General features: G+C 71.9%; 14 protein-coding genes. 2 read left to right on the top strand and 12 right to left on the bottom strand.

What is annotated here, in order from left to right; genetic code table 11:
• Positions 1 to 547: 547 nt before the first annotated feature.
• Both ACF073_RS37805 and ACF073_RS37800 read right to left on the bottom strand, forming a co-directional pair.
• A complete protein-coding gene (locus ACF073_RS37805; RefSeq protein ID WP_392076035.1) occupies positions 548 to 1855 on the bottom strand; it encodes an aminotransferase class V-fold PLP-dependent enzyme in 1308 nt (435 codons plus the stop codon).
• A 92-nt stretch (positions 1856 to 1947) separates the two neighbouring features.
• A complete protein-coding gene (locus ACF073_RS37800; RefSeq protein ID WP_392076034.1) occupies positions 1948 to 3213 on the bottom strand; it encodes an MFS transporter in 1266 nt (421 codons plus the stop codon).
• An 88-nt stretch (positions 3214 to 3301) separates the two neighbouring features.
• Here ACF073_RS37800 and ACF073_RS37795 point away from each other — a divergent pair, with 88 nt between their 5' ends.
• Positions 3302 to 3775, top strand: a complete 474-nt coding sequence (locus tag ACF073_RS37795; protein WP_392076033.1) for a winged helix-turn-helix transcriptional regulator — start codon at positions 3302 to 3304, stop codon at positions 3773 to 3775.
• A 23-nt stretch (positions 3776 to 3798) separates the two neighbouring features.
• Here the strand turns inward: ACF073_RS37795 and ACF073_RS37790 are convergent, their stop codons facing one another.
• The 9 genes from ACF073_RS37790 to ACF073_RS37750 form a co-directional block, all read right to left on the bottom strand.
• Positions 3799 to 4305: a hypothetical protein gene (locus ACF073_RS37790; RefSeq protein WP_392076032.1), complete on the bottom strand. Its 507-nt coding sequence runs from the start codon at positions 4303 to 4305 to the stop codon at positions 3799 to 3801.
• A 19-nt stretch (positions 4306 to 4324) separates the two neighbouring features.
• Complete coding sequence (locus tag ACF073_RS37785; RefSeq protein WP_392076031.1) at positions 4325 to 6022, bottom strand: DUF885 domain-containing protein; 1698 nt, start codon at positions 6020 to 6022, stop codon at positions 4325 to 4327.
• A gap of 70 nt (positions 6023 to 6092) precedes the next feature.
• On the bottom strand, positions 6093 to 7343 hold the full coding sequence (locus ACF073_RS37780; protein WP_392076030.1) for an acetyl-CoA carboxylase biotin carboxylase subunit family protein: 1251 nt from the start codon (positions 7341 to 7343) through the stop codon (positions 6093 to 6095).
• The gene (locus ACF073_RS37775) at positions 7340 to 8665 is read right to left on the bottom strand and encodes an acetyl-CoA carboxylase biotin carboxylase subunit family protein (RefSeq protein ID WP_392076029.1); all 1326 of its coding nucleotides are present in this window, start codon (positions 8663 to 8665) and stop codon (positions 7340 to 7342) included. The genes ACF073_RS37780 and ACF073_RS37775 overlap by 4 nt, the downstream gene beginning before the upstream one ends.
• Positions 8665 to 10047 (bottom strand): ATP-grasp domain-containing protein, encoded by a 1383-nt coding sequence (locus ACF073_RS37770; RefSeq protein WP_392076028.1) that lies wholly within the window; start codon positions 10045 to 10047, stop codon positions 8665 to 8667. The genes ACF073_RS37775 and ACF073_RS37770 overlap by 1 nt, the downstream gene beginning before the upstream one ends.
• Before the next feature lie 61 nt (positions 10048 to 10108).
• Positions 10109 to 10861: a hypothetical protein gene (locus tag ACF073_RS37765; protein WP_392076027.1), complete on the bottom strand. Its 753-nt coding sequence runs from the start codon at positions 10859 to 10861 to the stop codon at positions 10109 to 10111.
• A gap of 47 nt (positions 10862 to 10908) precedes the next feature.
• Complete coding sequence (locus ACF073_RS37760) at positions 10909 to 11208, bottom strand: 2Fe-2S iron-sulfur cluster-binding protein (protein ID WP_392076026.1); 300 nt, start codon at positions 11206 to 11208, stop codon at positions 10909 to 10911.
• A complete protein-coding gene (locus ACF073_RS37755) occupies positions 11205 to 12233 on the bottom strand; it encodes an NAD(P)/FAD-dependent oxidoreductase (RefSeq protein ID WP_392076025.1) in 1029 nt (342 codons plus the stop codon). Before ACF073_RS37755 ends, ACF073_RS37760 begins: the two co-directional genes overlap by 4 nt.
• A gap of 195 nt (positions 12234 to 12428) precedes the next feature.
• Positions 12429 to 13379 carry a ParB/RepB/Spo0J family partition protein gene (locus tag ACF073_RS37750; RefSeq protein ID WP_392076024.1) on the bottom strand — a complete coding sequence of 317 codons (951 nt, stop codon included), beginning with the start codon at positions 13377 to 13379 and terminating at the stop codon, positions 12429 to 12431.
• A gap of 636 nt (positions 13380 to 14015) precedes the next feature.
• On the opposite strand from ACF073_RS37750, the gene ACF073_RS37745 reads away from it, so the two are divergent.
• A complete protein-coding gene (locus tag ACF073_RS37745) occupies positions 14016 to 15227 on the top strand; it encodes a transposase (protein ID WP_392076023.1) in 1212 nt (403 codons plus the stop codon).
• Here ACF073_RS37745 and ACF073_RS37740 read toward each other — a convergent pair whose 3' ends face one another.
• Positions 15228 to 15770 carry a TetR family transcriptional regulator gene (locus ACF073_RS37740; RefSeq protein ID WP_392076022.1) on the bottom strand — a complete coding sequence of 181 codons (543 nt, stop codon included), beginning with the start codon at positions 15768 to 15770 and terminating at the stop codon, positions 15228 to 15230.
• Positions 15771 to 16112: the final 342 nt, after the last annotated feature.

Here is a 16112-nt window from a genome sequence, read left to right as displayed (position 1 = left end):
CGCCGCAGCCGGTCGGCGGTCGCTGCGGCCTCCTGAGGCCCTACCAGCTCCACCACTGGTACGAGGTGGCGCAGCGTCGCGTACGCGTCGCGCAACCGTAGCCGCAGGTCTTTGAGCGTGGCCGTGCGCGACTCGGGATCCGGGTCAGCGTGGGCGTCGTCGACTTCCAGTACGGGTCGCCCGTCTCCTGCGCCTGCTCGGCGCAGACCTGCGCGGGACTTCCCGCTCAGCCACCACACCCCGCGCGGGTCAACGGCCAGGCACGTCCAGGAATCCGCGAACCTGCACGTACGGGCGTGCCGCGGGGCGGCGGCCCGGTGGAGCGCACTGGCGAAGGGAGGCCTTAACCCCGGATCCTGAACACGGGTTATGCGGCTTTGGCCAGCGTGGTTCGGAGTGCCCTTTCGTGGGCGATCGGGCTGGGATGTCCGAGGCTGTACGCCCACGTCGTATCTCGCACCGCGGCCCCGGAGGCGTGAAGCCGGTCCGGGGCCGGGGATCCGGGCAGCCGACCGCGTCAGGCGCCGCGCCGCCCCGTGCCCGGTCGCTACGCCTTGAGCGACCGGATGACGTTGAGGGTCGCGTCGATCTCCTCGGGGAAGTTGACGATCCCCGCCGACAGCCGGACGTGGGGGACCCCGTAGGGCGTGCTGTTGGCGATGACCCGGTTCTCGCGGAGGATCCGTGCCACGTCCTGCGGTGAGTGGCCGTCCACGTCGAAGGTGACGATGCCCGCGGACAGTTCCGGAGCGAGCGGCGTGTGCAGCGTCACGTGGTCCATGGCGGCCAGGCCCTCCTTGATCTGGCCATTCAGCTCCGCGATCCGGTCCTGGATGCGCTTGCGCCCGATCTGCCGGACGAAGCGGAACGCCTCGGCGGCGGCCCACTGGTGCTCGTAGGAGAAGAACCCACCCGGGCTGACCCACGAGGCCTGGGTGGGGCCGGTGGGCCGACGGTCCTGCCGCCACGCCGCGGAGGTCTCCGCGCTCATCAGGGAAGGGATCGTCGGCTGGATAAGCGCCCAGTTCTCCGGCGTCGCCCACATAATCCCCGTGCCGCGCGGTCCCAGGATCCACTTGTGGGTGCCGGCGGAGAAGAAGTCGCAGCCCATCCGTGCGACGTCCTCGTCCGCGACGCCGAACCCGTGGACGCCGTCCACCACCAGCAGGATGCGGTCGTCCTCGTCGCGGTTCCGGTTCAGCTCGGCGATGGTGTCCGCGACCCTGGCCATCGGCAGGCGCACGCCGGTGTTGGAGTGCACCCAGGCGACACCGAACACCCGGGTCTCAGGCCGCACGGCGGCACGCAGCCGGTCGAGGGCCTCGTCGGGCGAGAAGTCGAACGACGAGTCGTAGAGCGACACCGAGCGCATGGTGGCGCCCCACTTGTCGGTGGCCAGGCGGATCGCCTCGTGGTGCGGGTAGAACTCGTGGGTGGTGGTCAGGACCTCCTGGCCCGGCCTCAGCCGCAGGCCGTTGTAGGTGAGGGCCAGTCCCATGGTGGTGCTGGTGGTGAGGGCGATCTCGTCGGCGTGACCGCCGACGTACTCGGCCGCCTCGGCGCACACGGTCCGCCACAGCTTGTCCTCTTCGCGGGCGAACATGTTGTCGTCGAGGAAACTGTGCGGGTTCTCGTCGAACGCGCGCCGGTAGTTCGTGATGGCGTCACGGACGGGCGTCGGGTTGGAGGCGAGGTAGAAGTTGGACAGGTGCACGAGGTCGGGTGACAGGAGGAACTGCGCCCGCACGGACTCCCAGTCGCCCGGGTCGTAGGGCTGGGGTGCGGCATCCGGCGTGACGTGCGGGCGACTCGCGCGGCCGGAGTCGACGAGGTTTGCCGGGTTCGTCAGGGACACGATCACTCCTTGGGAAGGTGGTGGATCTGCATCGGTGCGGGCGCGGACCGTGGCCCGGGCCTGCCGTCGTGGGGCAGGGCGCCGGGGCGTCCTCAGAAGACCTCGGAGCGGTCCGACACCGGGCCGACCTGCTCAGCGTCATCGCTGCGCCGTTCCTCGCCGCGGTGCGCGTCCGTGGTTCCGGCGCCGTTCCGCGGGGCGGCGGCGCGTCGGCGGGCGTCGGTCGCCCAGACGATCAGCGCGCAGGTCGCGAACGCTGCCCCGAGGAGGCTGGAGGCGCCCCAGCCGTGGGAGGAGAAGACGGAGGTGGTGGCGGCCGCGCCGAGGGCGGAGCCGAGGGAGTAGAAGGCCATGTAGCCGCCGATGACGCTGCTGGTGCGCTCCGGGTGCGCGGTGGTGAGCACGTGCTGGTTGCTCACGTGCACGACCTGGACCGCGAAGTCCAGCGCCACGATGCCGACGACGAGCAGCCACAACGACCAGGACAACTGCGCGGTGGCGGCCCAGGAGACGATGAGCAGCGCCAGCGCGAGGCCGCTGGCCTGGACCGCCCGTCCGGCGTCCGCCCACCGTCCGGCGCGTGCCGCGCCGAGCGCGCCGGCCAGTCCGGCGATGCCGAACAGTCCGATCTGGCTCTCGCTCAGGTGCCGGGGGGCGTCCGCGAGCGGCAGGGACAGGCCGCTCCACAGGGTGCCGAACGAGGCGAACAGGAAGAACGCGATGAGGCCGCGCGTAAGGAAGAGCCGCTCCCCGAAGAGGCCGCCGAGCGCGACGAGGGCCTGCCGGTAGCCGGCGGGCCGGCGGGTGTCGCCCTCGGAGGGCAGGGCGCGCAGGACAAGGGCCGCGAGGGCGAGAGCGAGCGCGCCGAGCACGATGTACATGCTGCGCCAGCCCCACGCCTGCGCGAGCACGCCGGTGACGAACCTCGCGCCCAGGATGCCCACCACCACGCCGGAGGTCACGACACCGATGGTGCGTCCCCGCTCGGCGGGTGGTGAGACAGTCGCGGCGTAGGCCACCGTGGTCTGGACGACGACGGCGAACATGCCGGCGAGGGCGAGCCCGGCGAAGGCCGTCCAGGCGTTCGAGGCCGCGGCGGTCACGAACAGGCCGGCCGCGGTGACGGCCAGGTGCACCGCGATCAGCCGGCGCCTGTTGGCGACCACGTCGCCGAGCGGCACGAGCAGCACCAGGCCGACCAGGTAGCCGAACTGGCCGGTGGAGACGATCCACCCGGCGTGCTCCGCCGAGACCCCGAGGCTGTCCCCCATTGGCGGCAGCACCGTTTGCGCAGAGTAGATGCTCGCCACCGCGACACCGCACACGGTCGCGAGGAGTAACCGTCGCCAGACGTCCATCGCACTCCCCATCATAATAAGTAGCAAAGTGAAACTGATTCGACCGTAGGGCATGATGGTCTCAATCCGCAACTCATCGGGAGGTGTCATGCCGAGCACTTCCACCGGCCTGCCGAGCGCCGTCTGGACCGATCCCGACTGCCCGGTGGCCCGCACACTCGACCTGGTCGGCGACCGGTGGAGCCTCCTGGTCGTGCGGGACGCGATGGACGGGGCGCGGTCCTTCACCGAGTTCCAGCGGCGGACCGGCATCGCGCGCAACATCCTCACCGACCGCCTGCGCAAGCTCACCGACCACGGGATCCTGACCCAGCGGACCGCGCCCTCGGGCCGCCGCCGGCAGTACGTGCTCACCGACGCGGGCCGCGCCCTCTTCCCCGTCCTGCTCACCCTCCGCCAGTGGGGGGAGCGCCACGCCTTCGCGCCCGGCGAACCGCACTCCACCCTCGTCGACCAGCACGGCGCACGCGTGCCGGAGCTGAAGCCGACCGGCACCGACGACGCCCCGCTGGACGCCGACACCACCCACGTGCGGAAAATCGGCGACCCGCCGCCCGGGTGAGGCGTCGGCCGCCCGTGGGACGCTCAGGACGCGGACACCGACGCGGCGTGCCGGGCCTGTTCACGCGCGGCACCCGCGGGCCAGACGACGTCCACGGCGATCCCGCGGGCCCGGGCGTAGGCGACCATGTGGGCCGTGGCGTCCTGGCCGCTGGACGGTGAGCCGTCCCAGACGGCCAGCAGCCGGCTGCACCCGGCGACCAGCCGTTCGTCCGCGCTCACACAGGCGTCCCGGTCCAGCGGGTCGAACGGCAGCATCCGGATCTGCGCGGCCAGGGCCAGCAGCTCCCGGTGCGCCCGCAGCTCGCCCTCGTCGCCGCCGGGGAACGCGTCGCCGTGTTCCGGGAGCAGGACCATCAGGCGCCGCCCCGACTCGTGCGCCACCCGCCCGAACGCCAGCGGCAGTCCGGCGCCGGCGCGTACCAGGGCAGGCATGTCGGGTGGCAGGCCCAGCAGGTGTGCGCGCAGTTCGGTCCGCACTAGTTCCCAGGTCGCCGGGCTCAGGTCGGCGTGGCCCACTGCCGTGATCATCCGATCGCTCGCTTTCTCGTCATGCCGTGCGCTCCGCCGGCAGGTGTCCTGTCCACTCCGCGGGCCCGGACCCGCGGGTCAGCTCCGCGCGCAGCAGGTCCAGGCCCATCGGGCCCAACGTCAGCGCGTGGTGGTGGAACCGCCGGAGGTCGAAGGCGGCACCGTCGCGGCGGCGGGCCGCCTCCCGCGCCTCCAGCCACACCTTCTCCCCCAGCTTGTAGGCCAGGGCCTGTCCCGGGCGTCCCAGGTACCGGTCGATCTCGAAGTCGATGAACCCCGGGGGGCCGAGCCCGCAGTGCTCCGTGAGGAACGCGCGGCCCAGCTGTGGCGTCCAGCGCTCCCCCTCGTGGAACCCGGAGCCCGCGGGGATGCGCAGCCGCAGGTGCAGCCCGATGTCGAGTACGACCCGTGCGGCCCGCAGCAGTTGTCCGGTGGCCAGCATTCCCAGCCGGTGGGCCGGGTCGGCGAGGTGCCCGAGTTCGTCCATCAGCCGCTCCGCGTACAGGCCCCAGCCCTCGACGTGCCCCGGGTGCAGTTCGCACGACAGCCGCTGGAACCGGTTGAGCCGGGACGTGTTGAGCGTGGTCACCCCCAGCTGGAGGTGGTGACCCGGGACCCCCTCGTGGAACATCGTGCTGGGCACGGTCCACGTCCGGATCGGCGTGCCCGGCTCCGGCCTGGTCCACCAGACCGTGCCGGGACGCGACAGGTCCTCGCTGGGTGCCAGGTAGTAGGCCGGCCCGTCGGCGGGGCCGATACGGCAGTCGATCCGCCGCAGCGGCCCGGGGATCGCGAAGTGGGTCCCGTCGAGGTCGGCGATGGCGGTGTCGGCGAGTTCCTGGAGCCAGTCCCGGAACCGCGCCCGGTCCGTCATCCGGTGGCGCGGGTCGTCGTCGAGCGCCGCCAGGACGGTGGGCACCGGTTCGCCGGGGGCGATGCGGGCCGCCGTCGCCGTCATGTCCCGCTGGATCCGGCGCAGTTCCTCCCAGCCCCAGGCGTAGGTCTCCTCGAGGTCCAGCCGGATCCCGAGGAACTCCCGCACGCCGAGCCGGTAGCGCTCCTCGCCGACCGCGTCCACGTGCGGAGCGTGGGGCGCGAGCTGTCCCGACAGGTACTCCGCAAGCCCCGCCAGCGCCCGGCCGGCGTCCGCCGCGGCCCGCTCCAGCGGGCCGCGCAGCGCACCGTCCCCGTGCCCGGCAGGCAGGCCCGTCAGATACTCCCGCACGTCATGGCACTCCCGGACGTTACGGATCACCTGGCGGTACGGCGCCACCCGGCCGCGGCACCGGGCGGCCTCCAGGCTGTCCCGCAGACCGGTCAGCGCCCGCGGGACGGCCGACAGCCGCGCGAGCAGCGGCTCCCATGCGGTCTCGCGGCCCCGGTCGAGCAGGCCCACCGCCTGGCGCACGCGCTGGACGGGCCCGTCGAGGGTGTCCAGCAGCGTGCCGTAGGCGTCGGCGTCGGCCAGCGCCACCTGTGTGGCGAGCCGTTCCCGAAGCACCGCCGCCGCGACGCGCTCCGCCTCGCCGTCCACGGGCGTGCCGTCGAGCGCCTTCAGCAGGTGCCGCGCCCAGTCCGCCCGTTCCTGGACGGCCTCGGGCCCGAAGTCGGTCAGACGGGTCTCCTGGCCGACGATGCCCATCGCCCCGGCGAGGCAGGGGTCCAGGACGGCCAGCTCGTCCACGTACCGGTCGGCGAGGTCGTCGAGCGCCGTCATGACCGCGCCCGGCCCGGCGACGACAGCCCGGCCGCGGCGGGGCCCACCGCGCCCGACGGGTTCCGCGCCCTCATGCCGGCACCTGTTCCGAGGCCGGGCGGGTGCGGACCGCCAGCGACGTGAACAGGTCCGCGATCCAGCGCCGGCCTCCCTCGGGGGTGTCGCTCGCGATGATCCCGGCGAGCACCGTCTCACCGGACTGGTAGGTGATGTGGTGGGGCAGCGGCGAGCCGGGGGGCAGTTCGTTCCAGGCGATCACGGAGGGGTGGTCGCGGAACGCGGCCGTCCCGTCGAGCCCCTGGAACTCCCGTCCGGCCAGGTGGTGGCCGGGGCAGACGAACCAGCCGTACAGGCGCTGGTCGGCGGGCGGTTCGGGGAGCGTGCCGGTGACGCGCTCGCCGAGCAGGGCGCGCAGTTCGTATGAGGGCAGGTGGACGCCGGTGGCCAGCTCGACGGTCGCCACGACGTCGGCGCCGCCGACCCGGTTGCCGACCTCCAGGAAGACCGTCTCCCCGCGGTGCGCGATCGCCTCCAGGTGGAAGCTGCCGTCCTCGATGCGCACGGCCGCCAGGGCACGGGCGACCCAGGCACGCTCCTCCTGCGAGAGGGCGAGCTGGAACGACCCCAGGGGGCTGCCCTGTGCGTACCGCAGGCAGGTGCCGACGTATTCGCTCGCGGTGAGCACCAGCAGCTCGCCGTCCTGCACCAGGCCGTCGAAGTGCCTGATCGGCCCGGAGACGAACTCCTCCGCCTCGAAGTCGGCCAGGTCCTCCCCCGCGTCGAGCCGGGGAACACCGGTGCGGCGCGCCGTGACGGCCGCGACGGCCTGCCGTGGGGTGTCGAAGACGAGGACGTCCTCGCTGGAGGCACCGCGGTGCGGCTTGAGCACGGTCCGGCCCTCCCAGGGGACCCGGCCGGCCAGGTCGAGGAAGCTCGGCAGGGACAGGAAGCGGGGCACGCGCAGACCGGCGCCCTCGACGGCTTGTTTCATCAGCACCTTGTCGCGGGCCAGGGCCACCTGGTCGGCCGGCGCGCCAGGCACGCCGAGGTGCTCGCGCAGCAGGGCGGCGTCGAGCAGTTCGTACTCCGACACGGAGATCACCCGGTCGAAGTGGCGGGGCCGGTGGGCGAGCCAGTCCCGTGCCTCCTCGAAGGCCGTGCGGAGACCCGGGCGGCTCACCCGCTCGCAGCGCAGGTGCGGCGGCAGGGTGGCGAGTGCCTGGTCGGTCCCGAAGTAGGTGACGTCGTGCCGGTCGTGGGAGATACCCCGGTGGTATTCGATCTTGAAGTAGGGCACGCGGTGCAGGACGAGGATCTTCATCGGGCGTTCCTCAGGGATGCGGGGGCGCGAAGGGCCCGGTCCAGGGCGTCCGGCCAGGCCTCGCGCAGGGCGTGGACGACGGTGCGGAGGTCGGCGCCGCCGCCGCGCAGGATGACGCAGCCCTGGGCTGTGAAGTCGGCGTTGTCGCGGGCGACGGCGTGCAGGTCGCGGCGCTCAGTCGACAGCCAGGAGAACTCCGCGACGGTGAGTGCCCCCTCGGCCAGGCCGAGGCGTTCGGCGGTGCGCCGGACGGCGTCGGCGAACGGGTCCGTGCCGGCCATGACGTCGTCCGGGCTGAATGAGCGGTCGGTGGCGACGCCGAGCAGCACGGTCGCCGCCGCGCACCCGGGCACCAGGTCCGGCGTGCCGGGAGTGGTGCCGAAGGCCGTGTCGACCCAGAGGCGGTGCAGGTCGACGCCGTAGACCCAGCGGGCCAGCGACCAGATCTTCATGCCGCCCGGCCGCCGGTTGGGTTCCACCACCGCGGCGCGCAGTCCGTCGTCGCTCAGCTTGATCTCGTTGTGGAAGGGCCCGTCGCACTGCCCGACGAGCAGGTTGGCCTGCCGGCCCGCCCGCATCAGCGTCGCGCGCTCGTGCTCGGCCACCCGGGCGGGCAGGACCTGGGCGATCTCGACGGGGTACCGGCCGGGTGCGCTGATCTTCTCGGTGAGGAATTCCAGCGGTCCCAGCCCGTCGAAGGAGTACTCCCTGCGGTACGGGATGAGCTCCTCGGCGATCACGCCGCCGTCCCGGTAGGGCAGGACCTCGGCGAACACCGCCGTGAGGTCGTCGCCCGGCCGGACCACGACGACGCCCCGGTTGTTGCCCTCCGCGGCGGGCTTGACGACTAAGCCCCCGGGGTGCTCGGCGGCGAACGTTTTCAGCTGGTCGAGCGAGGCGATCTCGGCGCACGCGGGCACCATGACGCGCTGTGCTCGGAGCAGGTCGGCCACGCGTGCCTCGCTGAGCCGGTAGAGGTACTTGGAGAACGCGCCGTCGGCCGGCCGCGACGCGTCGACGGTGACCCCCAGCCGCTCCAGGAGTTCGGCGCCGCTGCGCACGGCGTTGTCGGAGAAGACAATGCCCGCCTTGATGTGCTCGCGCCGGTCGCCGAGCAGCTTCTCCCCCATCTCGGCGAAGTCGTCGCGCAGCGGGTCGAGGTCGATCACCTCGTCGGCGATGCGGCGGTCCAGTTCGGTGGGATCGGCGCGGACGAGGACGACCGTCGCGCCGTGGCGTTCGCGTGCGTGGTCGCGCAGGTGCCGCACCTCGTCGACGCGGCTGAGGTTGTAGTCGACGATGAGGAGGATCGGCCTGGTCATCACCGCTCCCTTTCGTACACGATCTCGATGGCGTGCTCGGAGGCGGGCAGCAGCCGGGGGAGGACCGCGTCGCGGTCGGCCCTGTCCATGCGCCAGAGCACCTGGCCGAGGAACACCTCGCGCGAGGACGAGTGCACGACGTCGCCGGGTTCGAGCAGGACGTGCGCGACGAGGGGATCCAGCGGGAGGTCGTCGTTCAGACCGACGGCCCGGATTGTCCCGGGCTCGGCGAAGAAGACCCGGAAGAACGTCGCGGAGCGGCACGGTGTCGTGCCGTCCGCCGCGAACGACAGGCTCCTGAGCGTCGCGCCGAAGCCGTCCGGCCGGTTGGCCGTGAGCAGGGAGTCGAGCCAGAGGTCGAGCAGCCCGGGGCCGCCGTTCAGCGCCGCCACGCTGGGGGAGATCAGGCTGCCGCCGACGCGCGGGTTGACCTCGATCAGGTCCCAGCCGGAGGCGGTGTGCCGCGCCTCGACGTGGAAACAGCCCCAGTCCAGGTCGAGGGCGTCCAGCACCCTCGTCACCCAGTGGATGCCGGCGGCGACCTCCTCCTGCGACAGGCTGACGGGCGGGCTGACGCAGGCGTTCTCCAGCACGGTGCCCGCGGTCTCCGTGACCTCGCACTTCTCGTGCACGGCCACGACGTGCGGCTCGGCGTCGACGGCGATCACCTCGAAGCTGAACTCCCGTCCCGGCACGTAGTCCTCGACGAGGAAGTCCATGCCCGGGCGGGCTCCGCGGTCTGCGCCGGTCTGCGGGGTGCCGAGGCCGGGCCGCGCGGTGAACACGTCGGCGTAGACCGTGTCGGAGCGGGCCTCGGCGGTGATGCGTTCCACGTCGCTCCACGTCGTGTCCGCCGTGAGAGGGAACGCGCCGAAGGAGGCGATGCCGCTGACCGGCTTCACGAAGTAGCGGCCGCCCTCGCGCTGGCGTTCGGCGAGGGTCCCCGGGGTCAGGAGGGACGCCCTGCCGCGGCTGAGTCCGGCGTCGGCGAGCCGGTTGCGCAGCGCCAGCTTGTCCCGCAGGTCCAGGATCTGCTTCTCGTCCAGGTCCGGTACTCCCAGGCGGGCGTTGGCCAGCGCCATCAGGTGCCGGTACCCCTCCCAGACGGTGAGGCAGCACTGCACCTGCTCCCCCGCCGCCCGGAGCCGGTCCAGGCAGTCCTCCACGTCGCGGGCCGTCAGGACGTGCCCGGCGGTGATGTGCACGTCGTCGGCGAGGCCGGCCAGGACCGCCGGCCTGGCCGCCTGATGCTGCGGTTCCGGCAGGGAGCTGAGCACGTAGCCCTTCAGCCCTCGTGCCCGGAGCGTGCCGAGGAGGTCCTCCACGAACGAGAACCCGACATGGCTGAGCAGCAGCACTCCCCTGGTGTTTTCGGTGCTCATTCCGGCCTCCTTGCCGGCGGGCGGGGGCGCGGCGCGGCTGCGCCCCCGCTGTGGTCGGATCTCAGGCCGGCTGCTTCTCGGCCCTGGCGATGGTGTCCAGGTAGAGCTCCTCGAAGTACTGCGCCAGGATCTGCTGGTGCTCGCGCAGGTACCGCTTGAGGGCGTCGATGTCGTCCTGGCTGCGCAGCAGGTGCCGGACGGCCGCCCAGACCTCGCCGGGGTGGTCGTCGTTGATGTCGGTGTGCGAGTGGTTGATCTGGCCGCCGATGTTGGCCTCGCCGACGGACTTCTTGAGTGCCTCCAGCTTCTTCGGCTCGAGCTTCACGTTCACGTACTCGACGAGGTAGGAGTACGCCACGACGCCCAGCGGGCCCTCGTGGTCGAGGAGGTAGGAGAAGTAGCCGGTGAGCAGCTTGGTCGACAGGTAGGGCTCGGTGGCCAGGAACTCCTCGCGGGAGACGCCGGCCTTGGCCAGGTCGTCGATGAAGAGCTCGTCGTGGAGCATCTCCTCCTGCTCGTAGTTGGCCCAGACCTGCGCCGCCTCGGGGCTGGTCTTGGCGATCTCCACCAGCGCCTTGGCCTCGGACACGCGCAGCATCCGGATGCGCCAGGCGGTCTCGATCAGGTTCCGCTTGTAGTACGCGGAGTCGACGTTCGCGCCCTCGAGGTGGGCGGCCTCGGGGACGTTGGCGTACCACTCGAGGACCTGCTGGTCGAGCTGCTCGTCGATCTCTGCGCGCAGCTTCGCCGAGGCGGTGCTGCTGAGGAAGGGGGTGCGGTCCCCGTAGCCGACGTTGGTCACGCGGTTCTGCATGGTTCACCTTTCGGTCTGGGTGTGGGGGCGCTCGGTGTGAGCGGGTCTCAGATGTCGTCGGCGACGCGAACGGTCGCGTCGCCCCGCAGCCGGCACTGGCAGGCCAGGCGGTGGGTGCCGCCGGTCCGGCCGAGGTCTTCGAGGAAGTCGAGTTCGTCGGGATCGGGGTCGCCGAGGGAGCCGAGGCCGTCGAGCACCTCGATCACGCACGCGCCGCACGATCCGGAGCGGCACCCGAAGGGGATGGGCCGCTGCTGCACCTCGTACTCGACTTCGGTCAGGGGGGATCCGGCCGGCAGCAGGACGTCGATGCCCGCCGGGAGGATGGTCAGCTTTTTCAGGTTCATGACAGGAAGGTGTCGTCGATGTCGGTGGAGTGCTCCGGTGCGAGGCGCGCACCGGGGCGCAGAGCGACCGCCGCGTGGTTGGCCGCGGTCGCCGCCTCGCCGAAGGACACCGAGATGAGCGGGACGCGGCCCTCGTAGTGGCAGATGTCGCCGATCGCGTAGACCCGCGGCAGATTTGTCCGCATCGCTCCGTCGACCAGGACGAGACGATTACTCATCCGCAGTCCCCATTCGGCGATCGGGCCCAGGTTGGTGATGAATCCCAGCGCTCCGACGACGGCCTGCGCGGGTATTCCGAATTCCCGGTCCGCGGCCCGGACCCGGACTTCCTCCAGACGTTCGTCGCCATGACACGCGGTCACCTGTGCCTCCGTCACGACGCGGACACCCGACGCGTACATCCGCTTGACGCTGTGCTCGTGGGCGCGGAAGGCTGCGCGGCGGTGGACGACCGTCACCGAGCGGGCGACCGCAACCAGGGCAAGGGCCCAGTCGACGGCGCTGTCACCGCCGCCCACAATGACCACGTCACGGTCGCGGTGGTCCTCCAGGCGCCGCACATGGTGCGCGACACCGCGCCCGTGATAGGGCCTCAGGCAGGGCAGGGTGCGCGGGACCGAACGGCCCAGTCCGGCCGCGATCACCACGGCTCGGGCGCGCACCGGCACGCCGTCCTCGAGCCGTACCACCCAGCCCCGGCCCTCCTCCGCCTCCAGGGAGACCGCAGTCCGGCCGAGCAGGAAACGCGGGTGGAACGGCTCCACCTGGGTCACCAGACAGTCGATCAGTTCCCGTCCGCGCACGGCCGGGTGGCCGGCGACGTCGTGGATCCTCTTCTCCGGGTACAGGGCCCCGACCTGGCCGCCCGGCTCGGGCAGCGCGTCGATCACCACGCTGGAGAGCCCGCGGAAGCCCGCGCAGCAGGCGGCGTACAGCCCGGCCGGTCCCGCGCCGACCACAGCCACATCCGCGCTCGCTTCCGCGCCGGCCACGATCGTCTCCACTCGAACCCCCGCCTCGTCCATCCTGAACTCCAGGTTTCTCCAGCGTGCGGTCGAATTTCTCTTCCGCCCCATTCCAGGGGCCGGCCGCCTTGATGAGGAAAGGAAAGAGACGTTCAGTTCCGCAGCTCTTTCCTGGTGATATCCGGCTCTGTTTCCGCCGAACTGACACTCATCATTCAGGGAGCCCGATATGCCGTCAAGAAACAGACTCGTAACTCAGTTCGCCGTACCTTGCGGCCGACGCGGGAGGGCCCTTTCGTCCTCGTCGCCGACCGCCTGGTCCAGGGTGGCGGCGAACCGCTGCCACTCCTGGGCGTAGGTGTGGGCGAGGTCCGCGACGGTGACGGCGCAGTGCGGTGGCACCGCGGCCAGCAGCTCCCGCGCCGCCTCGAGGTCGGGCGCCCGCTCGTTGAGCCAGCGCAGCAGCGCGCGCCCGGACTGGGTGAACCTGAGGGACGGGTCCTTCGCCAGGACAGCGATGTGCCGGGCCGGCCCGCGCCCCGTACACCGGCTTGCCAACTGACGGCCCGCACCGCCCGCGGGCGACGGGTCGCGCGCGTCGTGCGGGGCGCCCGGGTCCGGCGCCCCCGGCTGTGGCTCGCCGCGCCTCATCCGCTGCCGGATCTCGCACGCCGTGCTGACCGACACCCCGGCGGCGGCGGCCGCCTCGTTCAGGGTGGCGCCGGGGTGTTCGGCGAAGAACGCGCCGACCGCTTCCCGGCGTCGCGCCGCGTCGAGCGGACGGGCACGGCCGTCCGCCCCGACCCGGATCTTCGACTGGGGAACTTCCTCACTCGAAGCGCGGCGCACGGCGCCCACGGTCTTCGGTGACAGACGGGTGATGCGCGCGACCGCCCGGTCCGACAGGTCCGGGTGCTGGGTCAGGATCCGCCGGGCAGCGGCCTTCCGGTCCTTCAGGGTCAGGGGCAGGCCATGGCTGACGTTGGCCGCCACCGAGTGGATGAACACCTCACTGGCAGGCGCTTCCAGGTACCGGACCGGGATCGTGTCGTCCCCCCGCAGCCTGGCGGCGTGGAGCCGGTGCATCCCGTCGACCACGCGCCGGGTGTCACGGTGCACGAGGATCGGTTCGATGGCGCCCTGCGCCAGTACTTCGACGTGGCCCTGGTCCAGTCCTCCCAGCCGGGGCGAGTCGGCGTCAACCAAGGAGTCTACGGGCACCGACCGGGCCTGCGGACACTCCGCCGCGGAGGTCGGGGCGGGATCCGGGGCCGCCGTGGCCGAACGGTCCGGCAGGTGCGTGGAGGGCAGGTTGTCCGTGAGAAGTGAAGACACCGGAGGTCTGCTTTCTGTCGGTCTTCTGCATGTGGGGGCTGCAGGTGCCGAGGAGGGACATCGTCGGCTCGGGGTGAGCGTGATGCCCGGCACAGGGGTGCGGACGGTGCGGTGCGCCCCGCGACGGGGCGGGGAGTGGTGACGGGGTGCCGCCGACGGTCGGCGGCCAGGATCCGGGCACCTCGTGCGGCTCGGCGACAGGCTCGCCGCCGACTGCGAGGCACTCGTCCAACGGCTACGGCGAGCCAAGCATAAACAGCGCTATGTGTACGAGTCGGCGGGGTCGTCGCGGCCTCACTTGGCCAAGTCAGGGCATTCGAACCCTGATAAAAAGACTCTAAGAAGGACTAAACGGCAGCGCGTCAGACCTGGCTGGATGCTTCCTGGCACACATAAATAGCGCTATTTATGCTGGGACTCGGCCCCGTCGCCGGTCCGATCCCCCGTCGACGGCGGCGGGGCCGCGTACACGGGGACAGCGGGACGCCACGTGGGAGGGACGTTGCGATGGCTCTGCTGCACGAGCCGGCCTGGCCGCACGAGTCGGCGCCGGCGATCAGTTCCGACGACGTCCAGGGCATCCGTCACGCTCAAGGCGTCCGTCACGATCAGGACGTCCGTGGCGACCGAGGCGTCCGTCGCGACCAGGATGCCGGGGGTTCCTGCCTCCGCGCGTTCGTCGCAGCCGTTTTCGACCACCTGCCCCGGGCGGACCAGCGCAGGTGGGCCGAACTGCACGTGCGGGCCTTGCTGCGGACACCGGGCAAGAAGTCGCTGCGGCGGCTGGCGATGTCCGTCAGCGATTCGCCCACGGCTTCGCAGGCCCTGCATCAGTTCCTGAACGCCAGCCCCTGGGACTGGGCGACCGCTCGCCGGAACCTCCTGCGCCAGGTGGCGCCGGCCGGCATGGAGGTGACGGCCTGGACCCTGGCGCCCGCGCTCATGCCCAAGCGCGGCGACCACTCCGCCGGTGTGCACCGCAGGTTCGATCCGGATCGGGGCCGGTCGGTGAACTGCCAGCTGGGCCTTGTGGTGCTGGCCACCGGCGAACACGGCCCCCTGCCCGTCGACTGGGGCCTGTACGTGCCCAGGACCTGGTCCCAGGCACGGCGAGTGAAGGCGCGGGTGCCGGACGCGGTACGCGGTCCCCTATGGTCCCAGTCCGTGGATGTGCTGCGGAGCACCGCGTCGCAGCCGTCGGGGCGACGCGCTCCGGTCACGGCTGACCTGTCGTGGCTGCCCGACCGCGAGGCCTTCCTCGACGACCTCGCGCGCAGTCGTCGGCCCTTCGTGGTGAGCGTCCCTGACACGGTGCGTGTCGTGCCCGCGTCGCCCCTGACGGCGGACCCGGAGGCGCTCACCGTACGCCGGCTCCTCGCGGGCCGGGGCGACAGGCCGGCGGAGGACGGCCTGCACGTCCTCACCCTCCCCGTCCTCCTGCCACGTCCGTCGAGCCGCCGGATGAGGTTACGCCTGCTCGTCCAGCACCGGCCGAACAGCCCAGCAGAACTCTGGCTGACCAACCTGGTCGACTGTCCGGTGCCCGAACTGCGCCCGCTGATGCGGCAGCCGCGGCTGGCAGCGGACGTGGTCGCCGCCCTGCACGAGGACTTCGGCCTGCGGGACTTCGAGGGGCGGTCGTTCCCGGGCTGGCACCACCACACCACGTTGGTGTCCACCGCGTTCGCCTACTCCCGTCTCCTCGGTGCCCCGGCGTGATCACGGGGCATCCGCTGCCAGACCACCGAGCACGGCACACCAGATCTCCTCGACGTCGGCGACCGGCGGGCCGCCCCCGGGTGCCGTCCTCCGGGCGTTCGCCGCCACCCCCTCCATCACATGCAGCACCACGTGCACGGCGGTGGCCGGCCGTACGTGAGCGGCCAGGTCACCGGTGGCGGAAGCCGCCTCGGCCAGCCGCAGCACCTGCGCGCGGAAGTCACCGGGCCAGCCGGAGCACCCGTGCCCGTCCTGGACCAGCCGCACCGCGGCACGAGTGAGCACAGTGGTCTGCAGGGCGGTGGCCACCCGCAGCACCAGGGAGGTGAGGTCATGGAGGGGCCGGCCGGTCGTGGAGCCCGCGGCGCCCAGGCGCCGCAGTTCGCCGGTGCCTTCTTCGACGACCGCGGAGGCCAGTGCGGCCTTGGAGCGGAAGTGGAAGGTGACGGCCCCGAGCGTGACGTTCACCTCTCTGCAGATGGAGTCGAGGGTCGTACCGTCGTAGCCGTGCTGGTCGAAGTGGCGCGCTGCTGCGAGAACCAAGTTCGCGCGCGTGCACACGGCGCGTTCTCTCTTCTTCATCAAGGGGCCTCGGGGGTCACGACGACGAGGGTGCGGGCCGGCCCACGTCGATGGCTCCCGCGGGGCTGGAGTGCGTCGTGGCTGGTCGGGTGCTTCGAATCATGTGCCGGCATCCGTCAGCACCTTAGGGTGAGGAACCGGTGACAGGCACACGAACGAAGAGAACCCGGAGCGTTTCGAGCAAGTCCAGCACCGCGGCGCGCCGGTGCTAGGTTCTGTCGTCAAATGTCACGCCCACATCAGGAGTGAGGCGAGGGTGACGGCTGCTTCGTAAGACTCAGTGGTCTTGTCGTACCTGGTAGC

Source organism: Streptomyces sp. NPDC015171, from assembly GCF_043079545.1.
Classification (GTDB): domain Bacteria; phylum Actinomycetota; class Actinomycetes; order Streptomycetales; family Streptomycetaceae; genus Streptomyces.
Note: the sequence above shows the minus strand (reverse complement) of the source record. Positions and strands in the feature narration are given on the sequence as shown.

Coding starts and splice junctions, on each gene's coding strand:
- ACF073_RS37770 (WP_392076028.1), bottom strand. CDS start 10,047: ATGAGCACCGAAAACACCAGGGGAGTGCTGCTGCTCAGCCATGTCGGG.
- ACF073_RS37775 (WP_392076029.1), bottom strand. CDS start 8,665: ATGACCAGGCCGATCCTCCTCATCGTCGACTACAACCTCAGCCGCGTC.
- ACF073_RS37790 (WP_392076032.1), bottom strand. CDS start 4,305: ATGATCACGGCAGTGGGCCACGCCGACCTGAGCCCGGCGACCTGGGAA.
- ACF073_RS37760 (WP_392076026.1), bottom strand. CDS start 11,208: ATGAACCTGAAAAAGCTGACCATCCTCCCGGCGGGCATCGACGTCCTG.
- ACF073_RS37800 (WP_392076034.1), bottom strand. CDS start 3,213: ATGGACGTCTGGCGACGGTTACTCCTCGCGACCGTGTGCGGTGTCGCG.
- ACF073_RS37795 (WP_392076033.1), top strand. CDS start 3,302: ATGCCGAGCACTTCCACCGGCCTGCCGAGCGCCGTCTGGACCGATCCC.
- ACF073_RS37755 (WP_392076025.1), bottom strand. CDS start 12,233: ATGGACGAGGCGGGGGTTCGAGTGGAGACGATCGTGGCCGGCGCGGAA.
- ACF073_RS37780 (WP_392076030.1), bottom strand. CDS start 7,343: ATGAAGATCCTCGTCCTGCACCGCGTGCCCTACTTCAAGATCGAATAC.
- ACF073_RS37745 (WP_392076023.1), top strand. CDS start 14,016: ATGGCTCTGCTGCACGAGCCGGCCTGGCCGCACGAGTCGGCGCCGGCG.
- ACF073_RS37765 (WP_392076027.1), bottom strand. CDS start 10,861: ATGCAGAACCGCGTGACCAACGTCGGCTACGGGGACCGCACCCCCTTC.
- ACF073_RS37785 (WP_392076031.1), bottom strand. CDS start 6,022: ATGACGGCGCTCGACGACCTCGCCGACCGGTACGTGGACGAGCTGGCC.